The 18,228-nt window shown below is 67.6% G+C and carries 18 protein-coding genes and 4 tRNA genes; 13 read left to right on the top strand and 9 right to left on the bottom strand.

Going from position 1 to position 18,228, the window contains the following annotated elements; all coding sequences use genetic code 11:
- Positions 1 to 13: 13 nt before the first annotated feature.
- The 3 genes from thrS to ACIQLD_RS01990 form a co-directional block, all read right to left on the bottom strand.
- Positions 14 to 1,939 (bottom strand): threonine--tRNA ligase, encoded by a 1,926-nt coding sequence (gene thrS / locus ACIQLD_RS02000; protein ID WP_402608473.1) that lies wholly within the window; start codon positions 1,937 to 1,939, stop codon positions 14 to 16.
- A gap of 160 nt (positions 1,940 to 2,099) precedes the next feature.
- Entirely contained in the window at positions 2,100 to 2,765 is a 666-nt protein-coding gene (locus ACIQLD_RS01995; protein ID WP_402604412.1) for a response regulator, read from the bottom strand.
- Positions 2,762 to 3,922: a sensor histidine kinase gene (locus ACIQLD_RS01990; protein WP_402604410.1), complete on the bottom strand. Its 1,161-nt coding sequence runs from the start codon at positions 3,920 to 3,922 to the stop codon at positions 2,762 to 2,764. The genes ACIQLD_RS01995 and ACIQLD_RS01990 overlap by 4 nt, the downstream gene beginning before the upstream one ends.
- Before the next feature lie 163 nt (positions 3,923 to 4,085).
- Between ACIQLD_RS01990 and ACIQLD_RS01985 the strand changes: the two genes are divergently transcribed.
- From ACIQLD_RS01985 to ACIQLD_RS01955, 7 genes are all read left to right on the top strand, one after another.
- Positions 4,086 to 5,036 (top strand): alpha/beta fold hydrolase, encoded by a 951-nt coding sequence (locus tag ACIQLD_RS01985; protein ID WP_402604408.1) that lies wholly within the window; start codon positions 4,086 to 4,088, stop codon positions 5,034 to 5,036.
- Between the two features lie 69 nt (positions 5,037 to 5,105).
- Positions 5,106 to 5,519, top strand: coding sequence for a hypothetical protein (locus tag ACIQLD_RS01980; RefSeq protein WP_402604406.1), 414 nt, complete (start codon positions 5,106 to 5,108; stop codon positions 5,517 to 5,519).
- A gap of 137 nt (positions 5,520 to 5,656) precedes the next feature.
- Entirely contained in the window at positions 5,657 to 7,009 is a 1,353-nt protein-coding gene (locus ACIQLD_RS01975) for a cryptochrome/photolyase family protein (RefSeq protein ID WP_402604404.1), read from the top strand.
- Between the two features lie 64 nt (positions 7,010 to 7,073).
- The gene (locus tag ACIQLD_RS01970; protein WP_402604402.1) at positions 7,074 to 7,679 is read left to right on the top strand and encodes a hypothetical protein; all 606 of its coding nucleotides are present in this window, start codon (positions 7,074 to 7,076) and stop codon (positions 7,677 to 7,679) included.
- 119 nt (positions 7,680 to 7,798) lie between these two features.
- Complete coding sequence (locus ACIQLD_RS01965) at positions 7,799 to 8,416, top strand: copper resistance protein CopC (protein ID WP_402604400.1); 618 nt, start codon at positions 7,799 to 7,801, stop codon at positions 8,414 to 8,416.
- Positions 8,417 to 8,427: 11 nt separating this feature from the next.
- Positions 8,428 to 8,961, top strand: coding sequence for a copper chaperone PCu(A)C (locus tag ACIQLD_RS01960; protein WP_402604398.1), 534 nt, complete (start codon positions 8,428 to 8,430; stop codon positions 8,959 to 8,961).
- Positions 8,961 to 10,187, top strand: coding sequence for a Dyp-type peroxidase (locus ACIQLD_RS01955; RefSeq protein WP_402604395.1), 1,227 nt, complete (start codon positions 8,961 to 8,963; stop codon positions 10,185 to 10,187). Before ACIQLD_RS01960 ends, ACIQLD_RS01955 begins: the two co-directional genes overlap by 1 nt.
- A 149-nt stretch (positions 10,188 to 10,336) precedes the next feature.
- Here ACIQLD_RS01955 and ACIQLD_RS01950 read toward each other — a convergent pair.
- From ACIQLD_RS01950 to ACIQLD_RS01940, 3 genes are all read right to left on the bottom strand, one after another.
- Positions 10,337 to 10,408, bottom strand: a tRNA-Val gene (locus ACIQLD_RS01950).
- Positions 10,409 to 10,436: 28 nt separating this feature from the next.
- Positions 10,437 to 10,507: transfer RNA gene (locus tag ACIQLD_RS01945), tRNA-Cys, on the bottom strand.
- 54 nt (positions 10,508 to 10,561) lie between these two features.
- Positions 10,562 to 10,634 (bottom strand) — tRNA-Gly (locus ACIQLD_RS01940).
- Positions 10,635 to 10,785: 151 nt separating this feature from the next.
- Between ACIQLD_RS01940 and ACIQLD_RS01935 the strand changes: the two genes are divergently transcribed.
- The 4 genes from ACIQLD_RS01935 to ACIQLD_RS01920 all read left to right on the top strand — a co-directional run bounded on the left by ACIQLD_RS01935 (position 10,786) and on the right by ACIQLD_RS01920 (position 14,085).
- Positions 10,786 to 10,861 (top strand) — tRNA-Val (locus ACIQLD_RS01935).
- Between the two features lie 462 nt (positions 10,862 to 11,323).
- Positions 11,324 to 12,970 (top strand): sodium:solute symporter family protein, encoded by a 1,647-nt coding sequence (locus ACIQLD_RS01930; RefSeq protein ID WP_402608472.1) that lies wholly within the window; start codon positions 11,324 to 11,326, stop codon positions 12,968 to 12,970.
- Positions 12,970 to 13,101 carry a putative transporter small subunit gene (locus ACIQLD_RS01925; protein ID WP_402604392.1) on the top strand — a complete coding sequence of 44 codons (132 nt, stop codon included), beginning with the start codon at positions 12,970 to 12,972 and terminating at the stop codon, positions 13,099 to 13,101. The genes ACIQLD_RS01930 and ACIQLD_RS01925 overlap by 1 nt, the downstream gene beginning before the upstream one ends.
- Positions 13,102 to 13,203: 102 nt before the next feature.
- Complete coding sequence (locus ACIQLD_RS01920; RefSeq protein WP_402604390.1) at positions 13,204 to 14,085, top strand: aldo/keto reductase; 882 nt, start codon at positions 13,204 to 13,206, stop codon at positions 14,083 to 14,085.
- A 23-nt stretch (positions 14,086 to 14,108) separates the two neighbouring features.
- Here the strand turns inward: ACIQLD_RS01920 and ACIQLD_RS01915 are convergent, their stop codons facing one another.
- Complete coding sequence (locus ACIQLD_RS01915; protein WP_402604387.1) at positions 14,109 to 15,233, bottom strand: PQQ-dependent sugar dehydrogenase; 1,125 nt, start codon at positions 15,231 to 15,233, stop codon at positions 14,109 to 14,111.
- Positions 15,234 to 15,324: 91 nt separating this feature from the next.
- Between ACIQLD_RS01915 and ACIQLD_RS01910 the strand changes: the two genes are divergently transcribed.
- Positions 15,325 to 15,762: a GIY-YIG nuclease family protein gene (locus tag ACIQLD_RS01910; RefSeq protein WP_402604385.1), complete on the top strand. Its 438-nt coding sequence runs from the start codon at positions 15,325 to 15,327 to the stop codon at positions 15,760 to 15,762.
- Positions 15,763 to 15,837: 75 nt separating this feature from the next.
- Here ACIQLD_RS01910 and ACIQLD_RS01905 read toward each other — a convergent pair whose 3' ends face one another.
- Positions 15,838 to 16,224, bottom strand: a complete 387-nt coding sequence (locus ACIQLD_RS01905) for an SPW repeat protein (RefSeq protein WP_402604382.1) — start codon at positions 16,222 to 16,224, stop codon at positions 15,838 to 15,840.
- Positions 16,225 to 16,503: 279 nt separating this feature from the next.
- Between ACIQLD_RS01905 and ACIQLD_RS01900 the strand changes: the two genes are divergently transcribed.
- Positions 16,504 to 17,661, top strand: coding sequence for a DUF1611 domain-containing protein (locus tag ACIQLD_RS01900; protein ID WP_402604380.1), 1,158 nt, complete (start codon positions 16,504 to 16,506; stop codon positions 17,659 to 17,661).
- Here ACIQLD_RS01900 and ACIQLD_RS01895 read toward each other — a convergent pair.
- Positions 17,627 to 18,211 (bottom strand): type II toxin-antitoxin system PemK/MazF family toxin, encoded by a 585-nt coding sequence (locus tag ACIQLD_RS01895; protein ID WP_402604377.1) that lies wholly within the window; start codon positions 18,209 to 18,211, stop codon positions 17,627 to 17,629. The genes ACIQLD_RS01900 and ACIQLD_RS01895 overlap by 35 nt on opposite strands.
- Positions 18,212 to 18,228 lie beyond the last annotated feature (17 nt).

The following is an 18,228-nucleotide window of genomic DNA, read 5'->3' as shown; positions in this document are numbered from 1 at the left end:
GCCTGTCGAAGGGTCACGCCAGATCCCCTGCTGCCTGCACGAGGGCGTGGGAGTCGATGGATGCGCGGATCCGGGCCACCGCGTCTGCGATCGGCACGCCGTTCTCCTGCGAGCCGTCGCGGTAGCGGAAGGAGACGGTGCCGGCGGCGCGGTCCTGCTCCCCAGCGATCAGCAGCAGAGGCACCTTGCCGGTCGTGTGCGTGCGGATCTTCTTCTGCATCCGGTCGTCCGACGTGTCGAGCTCCGCGCGCACTCCCTGCGAGCGAAGCGTGTCGATGACCTCGCCGAGGTAGTCGGCGAAGTCGTCCGCGACGGGGATGCCGACGACCTGGACAGGAGACAGCCACACCGGGAAGTCCCCGGCGTAGTGCTCGAGCAGGATCGCGAAGAACCGCTCGATCGAGCCGAACAGGGCGCGGTGGATCATGATCGGGCGCTTCTTCTGCCCGTCCTTGTCCATGAACTCGAGGTCGAAGCGCTCCGGCAGGTTCGGATCGACCTGGACGGTCGAGAGCTGCCAGACGCGACCGATCGCGTCACGCGTCTTGAGGTCGATCTTCGGGCCGTAGAACGCGGCCTCGCCGGGGACCTCGGTCAGCTTGAGACCGGAGGCGACGGCGACGCGGCGGAGCGCGTCGGTCGATGACTCCCAGAACTCATCGGAGCCGATCCACTTGGACTTCTCGTCGTCCTTCATCGACAGCTCGAGCTCGAAGTCGCTCAGACCGAAGTCGCGGAGCATCGAGAGGATGAACTCGAGGACCTTCGCCACCTCGGCCTCGAGCTGATCGGGCGTGACGAAGAGGTGAGAGTCGTCCTGAGTGAACCCGCGCACACGGGTCAGACCGTGGAGCGCTCCGGAGAGCTCGTTGCGGTATACGGTGCCGTTCTCGGCGAATCGCAACGGCAGGTCGCGGTAGCTGCGCGCACGCTCCTTGTAGATGAGGATGTGCATCGGGCAGTTCATGGGCTTGAGGTAGTAGTCCTGCCCCTGCTTGGTGATGTTGCCCTCGTCGTCACGTTCCTCATCCATCACGATCGGCGGGAACATGCCCTCCTTGTAGGTGACGAGATGGTTCGAGGTGAGGAAGAGGTCTTCCTTCGAGATGTGCGGCGTGTACACGTAGGTGTAACCGCCCTCGATGTGCCGCTTACGAGCGTGCTGCTCCATCTCGCCGCGGATCACGCCTCCGCGCGGGTGCCAGACCGAGAGCCCGGAGCCGATCTCCTCGGGAAACGAGAACAGGTCGAGCTCCTTGCCGAGACGCCGGTGGTCGCGCTTGGCGGCCTCCTCCAGGCGGTGCTGATAGGCGCGCAGCTCGTCCTTGGTCGGCCAGGCGGTGCCGTAGATGCGCTGCAGCTGCGGGTTCTTCTCGCTGCCGCGCCAGTATGCGGCGGCGATGCGGGTGAGGTCCCAGCCGTTGCCGATCATGCGGGTGTTCGGCAGGTGCGGTCCGCGGCAGAGGTCCTTCCAGACGACCTCGCCGTCACGGGTGGTGTTGTCGTAGATGGTCAGCTCGCCCTCGCCGACCTCGACGGAGGCACCTTCCGCGGCTTCCTTCCCCCCCTTGAGACCGATGAGTTCGAGCTTGAACGGCTCGTCCGCGAGTTCGGCCCGCGCCTCGTCGTCGGTCACGACACGGCGCACGAAGCGCTGGCCCTCACGGACGATGCGCTGCATCTCCTTGGTGATCGCCTTGATGTCCTCGGGCGTGAACGGGGTCTCGACGCCGAAGTCGTAGTAGAAGCCGTCGGTGATGGGCGGGCCGATGCCCAGGTTCGCCTGCGGGTTGATGCGCTGCACGGCCTGCGCCAGCACGTGCGCTGCCGAGTGGCGGAGGATGTTCAACCCGTCCGGACTGTCGATCGTGACTGCTTCGACCACGTCGGTGTCGGTCACGGTCGTGGCGAGGTCCTTGAGATCGCCGTTGACGCGCATTGCGACGACGTTTCGGTCAGTGAACAGGGCGAAGCCGTCATTCGGCCGGGCGTTTTCAGGCACAGAAACTCTCCATCTGGGTCGGTACCCAGGTTACTCGCATGAGCACACCGTCTTGACCGTCGCACGCACGCCTGCGCGCACCGCACTCGAGTTCCGGTCAGGTTCCGGCGATCACGATCCCCGATTCATAGGCGAGGATCACCAGCTGTGCCCGATCACGCGCCTCCACCTTCGCCATGACGCGATTGACGTGCGTCTTCGCCGTGTGGGGCGAGATCGTCAGCGCCGCGGCGATCTCCTGATTCGTCAGCCCTCCGGCCACCAGCAGCAGCACCTCCCGTTCACGGGCGGTCAGTCGCGCCAGCACGGTCTCATGCGCTGCGGACATCGGCATGGCGGTTCCCCGCACCGAACGCTCGATCAGGGCGCGGGTCGCCGTGGAGGAGAGCAGCGACTCCCCCGCCTCGATCGTCCGCACGGCACGCACGATGTCCTCCGGCTCCGCGCCCTTGCCGATGAACCCGCTCGCGCCCGCCCGCAGCGCGCCGACCACATACTCGTCCTCCTCGAATGTCGTGAGGATGAGCACCCGCGGCCGCCCCGACGAACGCGCGGCGCAGATCGCGGCGGTCGCGGCGATCCCGTCCATGCCCGGCATCCGGATGTCCATCAGCACGACGTCGGGCACGAGTGCTGCCGTCGCCGTGACCGCGGCCCGTCCGTCGACAGCCTCACCGACCACGTCGAGGCCGCCGTCGGTGAGGATGTCTCGCACGGCCTGTCGGACCAGCGGCTGATCATCGACCACGAGAACCGAGATCATGCGCGCACGCTCCGCTCGTTCGCGGGAATGCGCACGGTGAGCACGAACTGTTGCGCTTCGGCGACGACGGAGACGTCGCCACGCACCGCGGACACGCGCTCCCGGAGCCCGCGCAGGCCGTGGCCGCTCGGGGTGGAATCGCCGTCACCCGCCTTCCTGGTGTTCGACACGGACAGCACGACGGCATCGCCGATCCCCTCCACCGACACGACGACCGCGCCGCCGGCGCCGTGCTTGTGCGCATTCGTGAGCCCTTCCCGCACGACGAGATAGGCGACATGATCGCTCGCGGGAGAGAGCGGCGGCGCGTCGGGGTCGCGACGAAGGTCGACGCGGGGCCCGGCATCCGTGGACTGCGCGACGAGGGCATCGAGGTCGGCGAGTCCCGGCTGCGGGTGGAGGTCACGCGCAGCGGCGCCGTCGTCGGCACGGAGCAACGACAGGAGCCCGCCGATGTCGGCGAGAACGATGCGAGACGCGCTGCGGATGGTCGTGAGCGCTTCGCGTGCCCGCTCCGGCCTGCTCTCCAGCGCGGAGGACGCCACCCCGGCGCTCAGGCTGATCACCGAGATCTGGTGAGCGACCACGTCGTGCAGATCCCGCGCGATGCGCACCCTCTCCTCCGTCACCCGGCGGCGAGCCTCGTCATCACGGCTCCGTTCGGCACGCTCTGCGCGCTCGGTAATCGCCGCCGCGAACTCACGACGCGACCGAACCGAATCACCCAGAGCACCGGCCAGCACGATGAACAGCACGAACTGCAACGCGGTCGAGTCGAAGAACTCCCCGCCCAGCACGAGACCGTTGCAGACGAACACGACCAGCCCGGCCGCGACGACAGTGACGAGTCCTGTCCGACGCCCCCGCAGCTCGACGACGGTGTAGCAGCAGAAGGCGACCGCGAGCAGGGCGCTCGGCGAGACGACCCCCATCGCCGCGAGCGCGGAACCGCATGCCAGGCTCGCGCCGAGGGCGAGGAAGGGGAGCCGACGGCGGATCGGCATCATCGCAGCCGGGAGCAGAGCAGGCACCAGCAGCCATCCGCTCGCCCGATACGTCTCGACGGGGAACGGGAGCACCGCGAACGCCACGACCACGGCGACGACGACGATGTCGCCGAACGGCGCCGCGATTCCACGAGCTCGGGGTGCCGGCATGTCTCCAGTATCGCGTCGTTCCCCGCACCGTGAATCCTCCGCCGGGACGACACCGTCATACCGCGAATGCAGTATGACGGTGTCTGCGGCGGGGCGACGCGAACGCGGCCCGTTCGCGCAACGCTGGAAGAAGAGCGCAGAGGGCGTTCGAAGAGAGGCGGCAATGAAGAAGTTCGCGAAACGGACGCTCATCACCGTGACCGCGGTCGGAGCGGTGCTGGTGCTCGGACTGAGCACGACGACGATCGTGAACGCCGTGGCGAGCGATGCCGAGCAGGACCGCATCGAGACCTACGGAGAGACCGTGACGGTCGACGGCCGCGAGATGAACGTCCTCATCACGGGCCAGGGGTCCGAGGACGTCGTGCTGCTCCCCGGATTCGGCACCGCCTCGCCCGTGCTCGACTTCGAGCCTCTCGTCGCCGACCTGGCGGAGGATCACCGGGTGATCGTCGTCGAGCCCTTCGGGTACGGACTCAGCGACGGAACCGATCGTGAACGGACGACGCAGAACATCGTCTCCGAAGTGCATGAGGCGCTCCGATCCCTCGATCTGGACCGCTACATCCTCATGGGGCACTCGATCGCCGGGATCTACGGCATCGAGTACGCGAACCGGTACCCCGACGAGGTGAGCGCGTTCGTCGGCATCGACACCAGCGTTCCCGGTCAGCCGAACATGGACACGGTCTTCCCGACCGATCTGATGGCGGTCGCCAAAAACCTGGGCCTCGTCCGCCTGCTCACCGCGGTCAGCGGCCCCGGTTACGACTTCCCCGCATACTCCGATGAGGCCAGGGAGCAGATCGCCCTGATCAGCAACCGGAACTCGCTGAGCCCCACGTACCTGGACGAGATGACGCACATCCGCACCAACTTCTCCGATGCGCTCGGAACCGGATTTCCCTCGGACCTCCCGCTGCTGCTGTTCGTCGAGGCCCACAACGCCAACAACCCCGACTGGGTCGCCCTGCACGAGGCACAGGCGGCCTCCGTGGCGGACGGCACCGTCATTCCCGTCGACGCCGACCACTACCTGCACCACACACGGTCGTCCGAGATCGCGGACGGGCTCCGCGCATGGGAACGTGCGCGGATCGCCACCGCCGGCTGACCGATAGATCGCACGCGGGTGCACGCCCGATGCGCCGAGCCTCGGGGTGAGCACCTGTAGCGTGAGCGGATGAGCAGAACAGTCGCGCGCTGGATCCTCGCCATCGCCCTCGGTGCGATCGGCGTCACCCATTTCGTGAGCACCCGAGGATTCCGCGTGGTCGTGCCGGACTGGGCGACGCGGCTGACGCGCCTCGACAAGAACGCGATCGTGATCGCCTCAGGCGCGGCCGAAGTCGCGCTCGCCGCGGGTCTGCTCGCGCTGCCGCGCGAGCGTCGGCGGATCGGCGTGGCGACGGCCGCGTTCTTCGTCGCCGTGTTCCCCGGCAACGTGCACCAGTGGCTCACCCGGCGCTCCACCCCCGGGCTCGACACCGATGCCCGGCGGTTCGGCCGCCTCTTCCTGCAGCCGGTACTCGTCGTCTGGGCACTGTGGGCCACGGCCGACCCTCGTCGACGCATCCGCCGGCCCCGGCGGCGGTAGTCCCGCCGCTCGCCGTCCCCCGGAGTGCACGTGTCCGCATGACCTCGAGCGTCGATCGGCGCTCGGCACCGTACCAGCTACCTGGTCTCGTTCACACCCCCGCCGAGGAATGAACCCGTGTCGGAGAGAATGGGGCGATGTCCACTCCCTCGCTCGTCTGGTTCCGCGACGATCTGCGCCTGGCGGACAACCCCGCGTTGCGAGCCGCCGTCGATCGAGGCGCACCGATCGTCGCGGTCTTCGTGCTCGACGAGGAGTCACCGGGGTTCCGACCGCTCGGCGGCGCCGCACGATGGTGGTTGCATCACTCACTGGAATCGCTCGCCGCGCGGCTGCGGGAGCGCGGATCCTCGCTGAAGTTGCGCCGCGGCCGCGCCGATCGCGTCCTTCCCGAGCTGGCGAGAGAGATGGGGGCAGGTGCTGTCTTCTGGAACCGTCGGTACGGCGCAGCCGAGCGGGCCGTCGACGCCGGCATCAAGGCGGCTCTGCGCGACGACGGGATCGAGGTCGCCTCGTTCGGCGCCTCGCTCCTGCACGAACCGTGGACGGTCATGACCGGAAGCGGGACGCACTATTCCGTCTTCACCCCGTACTGGCGCACGTGCCTCGCCCTCCCGGCTCCCCGATCGCCCCACCCCGAGCCGCGGGAGATCGCCGGAGCGACGAACGGGCCCGCCTCCGATGCGCTCGACGACTGGGGACTCCTGCCGACGACGCCCGACTGGGCCGCCGGTCTGCGCGAAACCTGGGAACCGGGAGAGCCGGCCGCGCGACGACGTCTGAAGCAGTTCCTCGAGAACGACCTCGCGTCGTACGACCGCGCACGCGACGAACCCGCCGCGGGTGCGACCTCGCTGCTCTCGCCGCACCTTCGGTGGGGAGAGATCAGCCCTTTCACGGTCTGGCATGAGGCGGTGGGTGTCGACGGCGCGGGAGGCTTCCTCTCCGAGCTGGGCTGGCGCGAGTTCGCCTGGCACACGCTGTATCACTCCCCCGATCTCGCCACAGAGAACCTGAGACGGGAGTTCGACGCCTTCCCTTGGCCGCCGTTGGACCCCGCCCACCTCGATGCCTGGCAGCACGGCGAGACCGGCGTGCCCCTGGTCGATGCCGGGATGCGAGAGCTCTGGCACACCGGCTACATGCACAACAGGGTGCGGATGGTGGTGGCGTCCTTCCTCGTGAAGAACCTGCTCATCGACTGGCGCCGAGGCGAGGAATGGTTCTGGGACACGCTCGTCGACGCTGACGAGGCCAACAACCCCTTCAACTGGCAATGGGTCGCCGGTTCCGGCGCCGATGCCGCCCCGTACTTCCGTGTGTTCAACCCCGAGCTCCAGGCGAAGAAGTTCGACCCGCAGAACCTCTACATCTCGCGCTGGGCCGCAGACGCGCCCACCGAGCCGATCGTCGACCTGGGTGAGACACGCAAGGCGGCGCTCGCCGCATACGACGTCGTCAAACGCACACCGGCCTCCCCTCGCGGATGAACGGCGGCCAGACGACGACGGGTCCTCGACCGGCCTCGCGATCCGTCCGTGCCAGACTGGAGCCGTGACCGAGTCCAGGAAGCCCGCCGTCGTCCGCGGCTTCGCTGCATCGTCACTGGCGATCTTCGTCGCTCTCGCGGGCCACGTCTCGGGCGGCGGGCAGATGCCCGGCGCACTCGGCATCATCGTGCCGTGGGTGTTCTCGTTCATGATCTGCGTGCTGCTCGCCGGTCGCCGGCTGTCGCTCATCCGCCTCGGCATCTCGGTCGCGGTGAGCCAGTTCCTGTTCCACACCCTCTTCGTGCTCGGCACGGTCACGCCGTCCGGCATCTCGGTCCCCCACGTGCACGGCGCGCCCCTCGTCATACCGGCGACGACGGGGATCGCGGAGACCGTCGCCGCCGACGCGTCGATGTGGCTCGGCCACGCGTTCGCCGCGCTGCTGACGATCGCGGCGCTGTACCGGGGCGAACGCCTGATCCTGGCGGCACGCGATCTCGCCGTGCAGCTGGGCCGCTGGCTGCGGCGTCGGATCGATCACGTACTCGTACTCCCCGCGCTTCGCGTCCGCCGCCGTCTCCGCGGCATCTTCGAGGTGACGCACACCCGCGACCTCGCACTCCTCGCGACCCTCCGCGGCCGAGCTCCTCCTCTCTCTGCTGCGATCTGATCCGCGCCCGGGCCCTCACTGGCCCTGTGGTGCGTCACCGCCGTGCGCCCACGGTGCGCACGGGTTCTGAACGCATGCATGAACGTCGCTCATGCGACGTCTGATGAGAGGCCATTCCCATGTCCCCTGTCCGCAGGATTGCGGCCGGGCTGGCGTTGGCGACGGTCGCGACCCTCGCGATCGCCACGCCCGCGTCTGCCCACGACCAATTGATATCCAGCACTCCGGCCGCCGACGAGCAGTTGGCGGCCGCGCCGGAGAGCATCACGATGACCTTCTCCGGCGAACTCCTGGTGCTCGACGAGTCGCTGACCGGGGCTGTCGTCCTGGTCGTCGACGCCTCGGGCAAGGACTGGGTCTCCGGTGACGTCACTGTCGCCGGCCGTACGGTGACCGCCCCGCTCGAACCAGGCATGCCGACCGCCGGCTACCAGGTGCGATGGCAGGTCGTCTCGGAAGACGGCCATCCGATCGCCGGCGTCGTCCCTTTCACCGTGGGCGATGCCGAACCGATGGCGGCGCCGTCGTCCGGCGACGCGGTGGAGCCTTCGCCGACCTCCGCAGAACAGCCGGATCAGACCGCAGCAGATTCGGGCGGCACCGTCAGGGTGCTGCTCATCGGCGCAGGCGGGGCGGCAGTGGCCGTCCTCGTCCTCGTCCTCATCCGATTCCTCCGCCGTCCTCGGACGGCAGCCGCTCCGCTGGAAGACGGCGGCTCCGCGGCAGATGACCTGTGAAAGGCACCATCGTGAACACCAGCAAGAACCTCCCCCGCCTCGCGGCCGTTATCGCGGTCTCACTCCTCGCACTCACCGGGTGCACTCCGGAGAGCTCCCCGACCGAATCCGCATCCCGCCCCGCGGGTGACGCCGTCACGATCGATGATGCGTGGGTGAAGTCGGCGGAAGAGGGCATGTCCGCCGGTTTCGGCACCCTCGTCAACAGCGGTGACGACGACGTGACCGTCGTCTCCGTCACGTCTGAGGCGTCGAACATGCTCGAGCTGCACGAGACGGTCGAGAACGAGGCCGGTGAGATGGTGATGCGCGAGAAGGACGGCGGGTTCGTCATCCCCGCCGGTGGGAAGCTCGCTCTGGAGCCGGGAGGCAACCACATCATGATGATGGACCTGACCGGTCCGCTCGCGGCCGGCAGCGACGTCACCTTCGCCCTCACGTTCTCCGACGACTCCACGTATGAGTTCACCGCTCCCGTCAAGGACTACTCCGGCGCGAACGAGAACTACGAAGGCGGCGAAGAGCAAGACGGCTCGGGGCAGTGATGTCGGCGCCCGCTGAGGGCGCCCGCTCCCGCCGTGCCGGGTCGACCCGGCGACAGTTCCTCCTCGGGGGAGCTGTCGCCGGTGTCGGCGCGGTCGCGGCCGTCGGAGTGGATCTCGCCCTGAACAGTCAGGAGAACGGTGCGAAGCCGGTCTCCACGCCGATGAACGGTGAGCAGACGGTCCCGTTCTTCGGCGCCCACCAAGCCGGCGTCGACACTGCGGCGCAAGCCCACGGTGTCTTCCTCGGCCTCGATCTGCGTGCGGACGTGGACCGCGAAGGGCTCACTCGCCTCATGCGGATCCTGACGGACGACGCGGCTCGGCTGACGCAGGGACTCCCCGCCCTCGCCGATTCCGAACCGGAGCTCGCGCTCTCACCTGCCCGGCTCACGATCACCTTCGGCTTCGGCCCCAGTCTTGTCGCGCGCGCCGCGGGCTCCGGCCCTGCGTGGCTCGCACCGCTCCCGGCTTTCGGGGTGGATCAACTGCGACCGGAATTCTCGGATGGAGACCTGCTGCTGCAGATCGCCGGAGACGATCCGTTGACGGTCGCGCACGCGACACGGATGCTCCTCAAGGACGCCCGCGGGTTCGCGAGCATCCGATGGAAGCAGCAGGGGTTCCGGCGCGCGTACGGCACGGAACGCCCCGGGACCACGATGCGCAACCTCTTCGGACAGGTGGACGGCACGACCAACCCCGAGCCGGGAACGGCGGACTTCGACGAGGTCGTATGGAATGCGGATGGCTGGCTGGCAGGCGGCACCGGGATGGTGATCCGTCGCATCCGCATGGACCTCGACAAGTGGGACCGCCTGGATCGCGGCGGCCGCGACGCCTCGGTGGGGCGAACACTCGCCAACGGGGCGCCGTTGACCGGGACGGACGAGTTCGACGAACCCGACTTCGAGGCGAAGACATCGATCGGGTTCCCCGTGATCCCGCAGTTCGCGCATATCCGGCGGGCCCGCGGCGACGGGGCGGAGCGCATCTTCCGGCGCGCCTACAACTACGACGAGCGACCGGCCGTTGCCGAAGTCTCCGAGTCGGGGCTGATCTTCGTCTCGTTCCAAGCCGACGTCGAGCGGCAGTTCATCCCGATGCAGCGCCGGCTCGACGAGCTCGATCTCCTCAACGAGTGGACGGTCCCGATCGGCTCCGCCGTGTTCGCGATCCCGCCCGGATGCGCGGAAGACGGATTCATCGGCGACACGCTTCTGGCGTGACCGCTGCTGCGTGCCCTGTGATGCCGGGGCACGCAGCAGTTGCCGCCGCCACTCTCCCGATACGAGCGGCCGAGGAAATGAAGATCACAGGACCCATGACATGTCCCGCGGACACGAAAAAACCCCCGGGAGAACCGGGGGTTTGTCTGTGCGCGATACTGGGATCGAACCAGTGACCTCTTCCGTGTCAGGGAAGCGCGCTACCGCTGCGCCAATCGCGCCCGTTGGGGCTTATTGAGTTTTTCCGTGAGGTGGCGACGGGATTCGAACCCGTGTAAACGGCTTTGCAGGCCGGTGCCTAGCCGCTCGGCCACGCCACCGTGTGGATTGACCCCACGTGCTGCAGATCTTCCGAAGGAGACCTACTGCACTCGAGCGGATGACGAGACTCGAACTCGCGACCCCAACCTTGGCAAGGTTGTGCGCTACCAACTGCGCTACATCCGCATTTCGTTCCCGGTTGTCCCGGGCACTCATGAAACATTAGCCGAAGATCCGCACTCCGCCAAACCGGCAGCGAATCTCGCGCGTGTCTCGCCGAGTGGTCTTCACGGCCTCCGAGCGTCCGGTAGTATCGGTTGACGTACCCCACGGGTATGGGCGATTGGCGCAGTTGGTAGCGCGCTTCCTTCACACGGAAGAGGTCATCGGTTCGAGTCCGGTATCGCCCACCACACCGCCCCCGGTTCTCCCGGGGGCTTTTTCGTCCCCTGCCCGCTCCCCCGGCGGCGTTCCTGGGAACTTGCTATGGTCGAAAGACGTTCACCCCCTGAGCGATGGTCGTGGCTCCGCCGCGATCTCACGCGTCACCCGCCCGCCGGCGCACCGCGCGATCACCGAATCCCGTTCCAGGATGCACCGCTGTTCGGTGCGCCCGAAAACGGACGTCCTCGAAAGGAGCCGCACCCCGGGCTACTCGTCTGCGTGCTGTGATGCACCTCAGTGGTCCAGGTTCGTTCTCGCCATGCCGACCCTTCTCCGCTCCCCTCAGAACCCTCAACACCAGACGACGCACTACTCCCCCACCTAGCGGGACTCGTTCTCCATCGACAGGCGGCATCGCCGCACCAAGACGAGAAAGCGAGTACCCGGTGGAAGAGTTCCACACACTGTCAGGACCGGTCGTGATCCTGCTCATGCTGCTGTTCTTCGGCGGCAGCCTCTACATGTCCATCCGCATCTCCCGAAGAAAGGAGAACGCCGACGGATACATGACCGGTGGCGGCAAGATCGGCTTCGGCATCTCCGCCGCTTCCATGACCGCCACCTGGATCTGGGCATCCTCGATGTACGCCTCCGCGACATCGGGATACACCTACGGCATCTCCGGGCCGATCCACTACGGCCTCTGGGGCGCGCTGATGATCCTGCTCATCTATCCCTTCGGGCGACGCATCCGCAAGGTCGCACCCCACGCGCACACCATCGCCGAGGTGATGTTCGCCCGCCACGGACGCTCGAGTCAGCTCATGCTCGCCGGCTCCAACGTGCTCGGCAGTCTGATCAGCCTCACCTCGAACCTGATCGCCGGAGGCGCGCTCGTCTCGATGCTGTCTCCGTTCACCTTCACGCAGGGCATCGTCGCGATCGCGATCGGCGTCCTCGCCTACACGCTGTGGTCGGGTTTCAGGGCCTCGGTGCTCACCGATTTCGCACAGGTCATCGCCATGCTGGGCGCCGTCGCGATCATCGTCCCGGTGATCTTCTTCGCCGCTGGTGGCCCCGAGCTTTTCGTCACCGGCGCGTCCAATCTCACCCCGCAGCAGGGCGACTTCTTCTCGTCCGACGCGTTCTTCAACCAGGGTGCGCCCTACATCGCGGCGGTGCTCGCCTACGCCATCGGCAACCAGACCATCGCTCAACGACTCTTCGCCGTGCGTGAGGATCTGATCAAGAAGACGTTCGTCACCGCGACCTTCGGGTACGGCGCGTCGATCATCGGGATCGGCATGCTCGGGGTGCTCGCCCTGTATGCGGGGATCCAGCCGATGGACGGCGACGTCAACAACCTGATCCCGCAGATGGCCTCGACGTACCTGCCGCCGCTGCTGATCTGCGTGTTCTTCGTCATGATCATCGGTTCGCTGTCCTCCACCGCGGACGCCGACATGACAGCTCTCTCGTCGATCATGATGGCCGACATCTACGGGCAGAACATCGCAGGGAAGAAGAACGCCAACCCGAAGACGATGCTGCTCGTGGGCAGACTCACCATGATCGGCGCGACCGCCGCGGCGCTCTGCTTCGCATCGATGCAGTTCAACATCCTCGACCTGCTGGTGTTCGTCGGCGCCATGTGGGGGGCGCTCGTGTTCCCCGTGATCGCGAGCTTCTACTGGGATCGCGTCACGAACTCGGCGTTCAGCATCGCCGTGATCGCCGCTCTCGCCGCGTTCCTACCTGTGCGTTTCGAGTGGATCTCCCTCTCCGGAGGCTGGGGGCTCGTCAGTGACGTCCTCTCCGTCATCGGCATCGGAGTGGTCCTGGCTCTGATGTCGTTCGGCTTCTTCGGCCTGCGGGTGGCGCTCGTCGTCGGAACGCTGGCCACCCTGGTCTCGGCTCCCTTCGCGATCGGCTTCCTCCACGACTACCCCGTGCTGTCGGGGTCACTGGTCGCCTATGCGGTGAGCACCATCGTCTGCGTCGCGCTCACGATGATGAACAGGACGAGGAGATTCGACTTCGACCTGATCAAGGAACGCACCGGCAGCTTCGACACCGTGGAAGCCGCAGGAACCGCCGATGTGAGGGGCGACGCCACGTTCGCCGGGAAGGACGCCTGATGGAGACCATTCTGTTGACCGCGTACGTGCTGGTGTGGCCGATCATCGTCGTCGGTGTGCTCGCCGTCGTGATCCGGGCTTTCGTGAAGGACGCCAAAGAGGCGAAGCGCGAGGGGCGCGACATCATCTGACCATCGATGGCTCCGCACAAGCGTCGCCCGACGCCTGTGCGGAGCCATCGGGGTACCGCCCGTACCTCCCTCGCTCGGACGAACAGGAATAGCGTCGAGTCCATGAGTACTCACCTCACCCTGAACAACGGCGTCGAGATGCCCGCACTGGGTTTCGGCGTCTTCCAGACTCCCCCGGCCGAGACCGCTGAAGCCGTCGCTTCCGCCCTCGACGTCGGATACCGGCTCATCGACACCGCCGCCGCTTACGGCAACGAGCGCGGTGTCGGCGATGCGCTCCGTGCGTCGGGGCTCCCCCGAGACGAGGTCTTCCTCGAGACGAAGGTCTGGATCTCCGACTACGGATACGACCAGACGCTCCACGCCTGGGAGAAGAGCGTCCGCAAACTCCAGGTCGATGTGATCGACCTCTTCATCCTCCACCAGGCGCTCCCCAGCGATTTCGACCGCACGATCGCCGCCTACCGAGCTCTCGAGACCCTGCTCGAGCAGGGGAAGGTGCGCGCGATCGGCGTGAGCAACTTCATGGTGCCCCATCTCGAGCGCCTGCTCGCGGAGACCACGATCGTGCCGGCGGTGAACCAGATCGAGGTGCACCCGTACTTCTCCCAGAAGCCGCTGCAGCGGTTCGGCGCCGAGCACGGCATCCTCACCCAGGCCTGGTCTCCGATCGGCGGCATCACGTCCTACCGAGGCGACGACTCGCGGAGCACGTTCAACGACCCCGCGATCCTGGCGATCGCCCAAGCGCACGGCAAGTCGGCTGCACAGGTGATGCTGCGCTGGCACCTCCAGAACGGGGTGCAGGCCATCCCGAAGTCGGTCAAGCCCGCGCGCATCGCCGAGAACTTCGACGTCTTCGACTTCGCGCTCAGCGCCGAGGAGATCGGCCGCATCGACGCCTTGGACACCGGTGTGCGCGGTGGGCCAGAGCCCGAGGCCATCACGCTCGAGACGTTCGGGCGGGAGATCCCCGAGGACTGACCTCCACGCCGCCCGTCGTCGCGCTACTCGAGGGGAATCCGCACGATCCGGTCGTCACCCTGGCCGGGATCGCCCCGCCCGTCCGTGTTGTTCGTGAGCACCCAGAGCGCCCCGTCCGGCGCGACCACGACGTCGCGAAGCCTCCCGAACGCGTCGACGAAGTACTCGTGGGCGGCGCCGAGGTCGGAGAGCGGCACCTCGCGGAGCCGCTCTCCACGGAGATTCGCGATGAAGATCGATCCCGAGGCGATCGCGATGCCGCTCGGACTCGCGGCGCCCGGCGACCACTGCTGGACCGGATCGACGAAGCCGTCACGATCGGCGATGCCCTCGACCGTCGGCCACCCGTAGTTTCCGCCGGCCTCGATCACGTTCAGTTCGTCCCAGGTGTCCTGACCGAACTCGCTCGCGTAGAGCGTGCCGTGCTCGTCCCAGGCCAGGCCCTGAGGATTCCGGTGGCCCAGGCTGTAGACGGGTGACCCCGAGAAGGGGTTGTCCTCCGGCACGTCACCGTCGGGTGTGATGCGGAGGATCTTCCCGGCCAGCGAGTCCCGATCCTGCGCAGCCTCACGGTCGCCGGCGTCGCCGACCGCCACGTAGAGCATGCCGTCGGGACCGAACGCGATGCGGCCGCCGTTGTGGTTCCCGGCGGCGGGGAGACCGGAGAAGACCGTCTCGGCTTCACCGAGCTCGAACGATCCCGGCGCCCCCGACAGGGCGAAGCGCTGCACCCGGTTCTCGCCGACAGCCGTCGAGTACGCGTACAACCAGTCGTCCCGCAGCGCGATCCCGAGCAGTCCCCCCTCACCTCGAGGCGCGACGCCGTCGATCACCCCGAGCTCGCGCAGCCCTGCGTCACCGGACACCTCGACGATGCGCGCCGTATCCCGTTCGCTGATGAACGCCGTGCCTCCGGAGAAGGCGATGGACCACGGCGCCTCCAGGCCCTCCACGATCGTCGACGCGCGTCCCGGCGCGATACCGCCCGAATCGGCAGGAGGCGAGGGCGTGGACGGCGAGGGAGAGGTCGGGACAGGAGACGTCGGGGCACACGCGGCGAGAGTGATCGCGACGAGAGCACCCGTCACGACAATCGGGACGACACGCGGTGCGCCCGGTCCTCTTCGCGTCAGCCGCACGGTCGTCATCGCCGATCCCTTCACCCTCCCGTTCGAGACTAGGCGCGCGTCCCGCCCCGCAGAAGAGGCAGGTGTCCGAGGGGACGCGTAGCCTGCCACGGTGTCGAAGGAACGTACTCTCCCAGGACCCTGTGCCCTCTGCGGAGGCACACGCGGCCTCCGCAGAGACGGCTCCTGGTGCTGCGCCTCCTGCGGATGGCGCTACGGGGATGTCCCCGATCCCGACCTTCCGCTCCCCCGTGTCGACGTCGTCTACTACATCCGTTTCGACCGTCGGGTGAAGATCGGCACGAGCCGACGACCACGGCAGCGGCTGGCGAGCATCCGACACGACGAGCTCCTCGCCTTCGAGCGGGGCGGGCGTCCGGTCGAGCAGTCGCGACACCGTGAGTTCGCCTCGATCCGCGAAGGCGGAGAGTGGTTCACGTTCACCGACGATCTGCGGACCCACATCGACGGCCTCCGCCGCGAGGGCGAGCCGTGGCCTCTCTACGGACGATGGCTGAGCAACGCGCTCCGAGGTCTCGATTCCTCGTGACCGGTGCCGGAACGTGACGATGCCGGGCGACTGCTTCGGGAAGTCCAGTCGCCCGGCACCGCGTCTCAGCAGGGGTCAGGCTGTCGCGGCACGCCCTCGGGCGGTCGCGGGCTGCGGCTGCGAGAACAGCACCACGAGGATCACCGCGATGCCGACGACGACGTGCGGGAGCCAGACGTTGAGCGCCTCGCCCGCGAAGCCGAAGATCCACGGCGACAGCGCGAGGAACAAGCTGGCGACGATGTCGAACACCAGGTGGACCGGCATCGGGATGAATCCGAAGGGGCCCCATTCGTACTTCGTGAAGAGGCTGTACACGATGAGCCCGACGCCGAGGACGATCGGGATGATGACCGCTGCTCCGCCCACGCTCGCGAAACCGAACAGCCAGGGCGCGGCGATCAGTGCGATTCCGACGATGTAGTCGAGAGCTCCGTGGACCTTGGTGGGGATGAAACGCATGATTCCTCCTTGTGTGGCGCCGCTGTGCGCGACTCACCACTGGTTCGAAGCCCGCGTCGGATCGGATTGCCGTTCCCGGACCGGAGGACGATCGGCCTGCGGTCGGGAGGGTTCGACGGGAGTCGCTCTGCTGCGTGATCGCGGCCCGGTCCCAGGAAGCCCTGCTACGTTGAGTCTGCCGGTATCTCGCCGGCATCAGGGAAGACTTCTCGTCGACCAACGGGCCTCATGGGTCATTTCGTTCTCCGTCGCCTCCTCTGTGTGAGCCCGAGGAGCATCATGCCCGCCCCGTCAGTCCCCTCTTTCATCGACCCCGCACACGCCTGGGCAACGCCCATCGCCCTTCCCGTCGGCACGACCGCCATCGTGTACTGCGAGGGCCAGTTCGGCGAGCAGGACGGCAAGACCGCGAACGGCCTGGTCCGACACTCCGAGAAGTACGAGATCCTCAGCGTCATCGACAGCACCCACGCCTGTGCGGATGCGGGGATGCTCCTGGACGGTCTCGCGAACGACATCCCGATCCTCGACGGTCTCTCGACGGCGATCGCGCACGCGGGCCACGTGCCGGACTACCTGATCTGCGGTGTCGCACCCGCCGACGGACTGCTCTCCGCAGGCCAGCGCACCGTGCTGCTGGACGGCATCGCCCGCGGGATGCACATCATCAACGGCCTGCACGAGTTCCTCACCGACGATGCCGAGTTCGTCGCGGCCGCGCTCCTCGCCCAGGTCACGATCACCGACATCCGTCGCCCCCGCGACAAGAAGGACCTTCATCTGTTCTCCGGACGCATCTTCGATGTGACGTGCCCGCGCATCACGATCCTGGGCACAGACGGTGCGATCGGCAAGCGCACCACCGCCACGATCCTCGTGAAAGCCCTCAACGACCGGGGCGTCCATGCCGTGATGGTCGGCACCGGACAGACCACCATCATCCAGGGCGGTCGCTACGGCGTCGCCCTCGATGCCCTCGTGCCGCAATTCTGTTCCGGCGAGGTCGAGAACCAGGTGGTCGCGGCATTCGAAGGCGAAGACCCCGACGTCATCATCGTGGAGGGCCAGGGAGCCCTCAGCCATCCCGCGTACCTCACCTCGGCCCACATCCTCCGCGGCAGTCAGCCGGCGGGGGTCATCGTGCAGCATGCTCCGGGTCGCACGGTGCTCGGCGACTTCCCGATGGTCGCGATGCCGACGGTCACGAGCGAGATCGCCCTGATCGAGGCGTTCGCGGATACGAAGGTGATCGGTGTCACCGTGAACCATGAGAACCTCACTGTGGAACAGCTCGCTGCGTCCATCGAGGAGATCGAACTCGACACCGGCCTGCCGGCCACCGATCCGCTGACGCGGCCGCTGACCGAGCTCGTGGAGATGGTGCTCCAGGCGTTCCCGACGCTCAGCCCGCGACGGACCACCCGTAGCGCCGCGTGAGAGCCGCTCCGACCCTGTCGTAGCGCCGCCGATCGAGCACGGCGGCCTCTCGCCGCAGCCCGCGCTCGTGAACGCTGTAGAGCTGCTCGACATCCACCCAGGACTCTCGGCCCTGAGAGTCCCAGTCGCCCGTGCCGATCGAGAGGTAGTCGCGCTCACCGTCGTGGGGCTTGCTGGTCATCCGCACCGCGTACACGCGCTCGGTGGACTCCCGCCCGATGACGAGCACGGGACGGTCCTTACCGCGGCCGTCGTTCTCCTCGAAGGGAACCCACGTCCAGACGATCTCTCCGGCGTCCGGTGCGCCGTCCCGTTGCGGCGCGTAGGCGACCTGCAGGTCCGTGATCCGATCCGGATCGATGCGGACGGTGTCCGTGCCGCGCTCACGTCTGCGGGCCGTGTCGCCGCCCGCAGTGGCGGGACGCTCCTGCGGGGTCCGCACACGCGCGTCCGGGCGTCTCGGACCTGATGTCCGAGACGCCCGGCCGGAGCCCACTGCCTTCAGCAGGATCTCCGCGAGTACTGCCAGGATGCCGTTGGTCTTGCTCACACGGTCACCCTAACCGC

The organism is Microbacterium sp. NPDC091662, assembly GCF_044756705.1.
Classification (GTDB): domain Bacteria; phylum Actinomycetota; class Actinomycetes; order Actinomycetales; family Microbacteriaceae; genus Microbacterium.
This window is presented reverse-complemented; position numbering and strand designations above follow the sequence as displayed.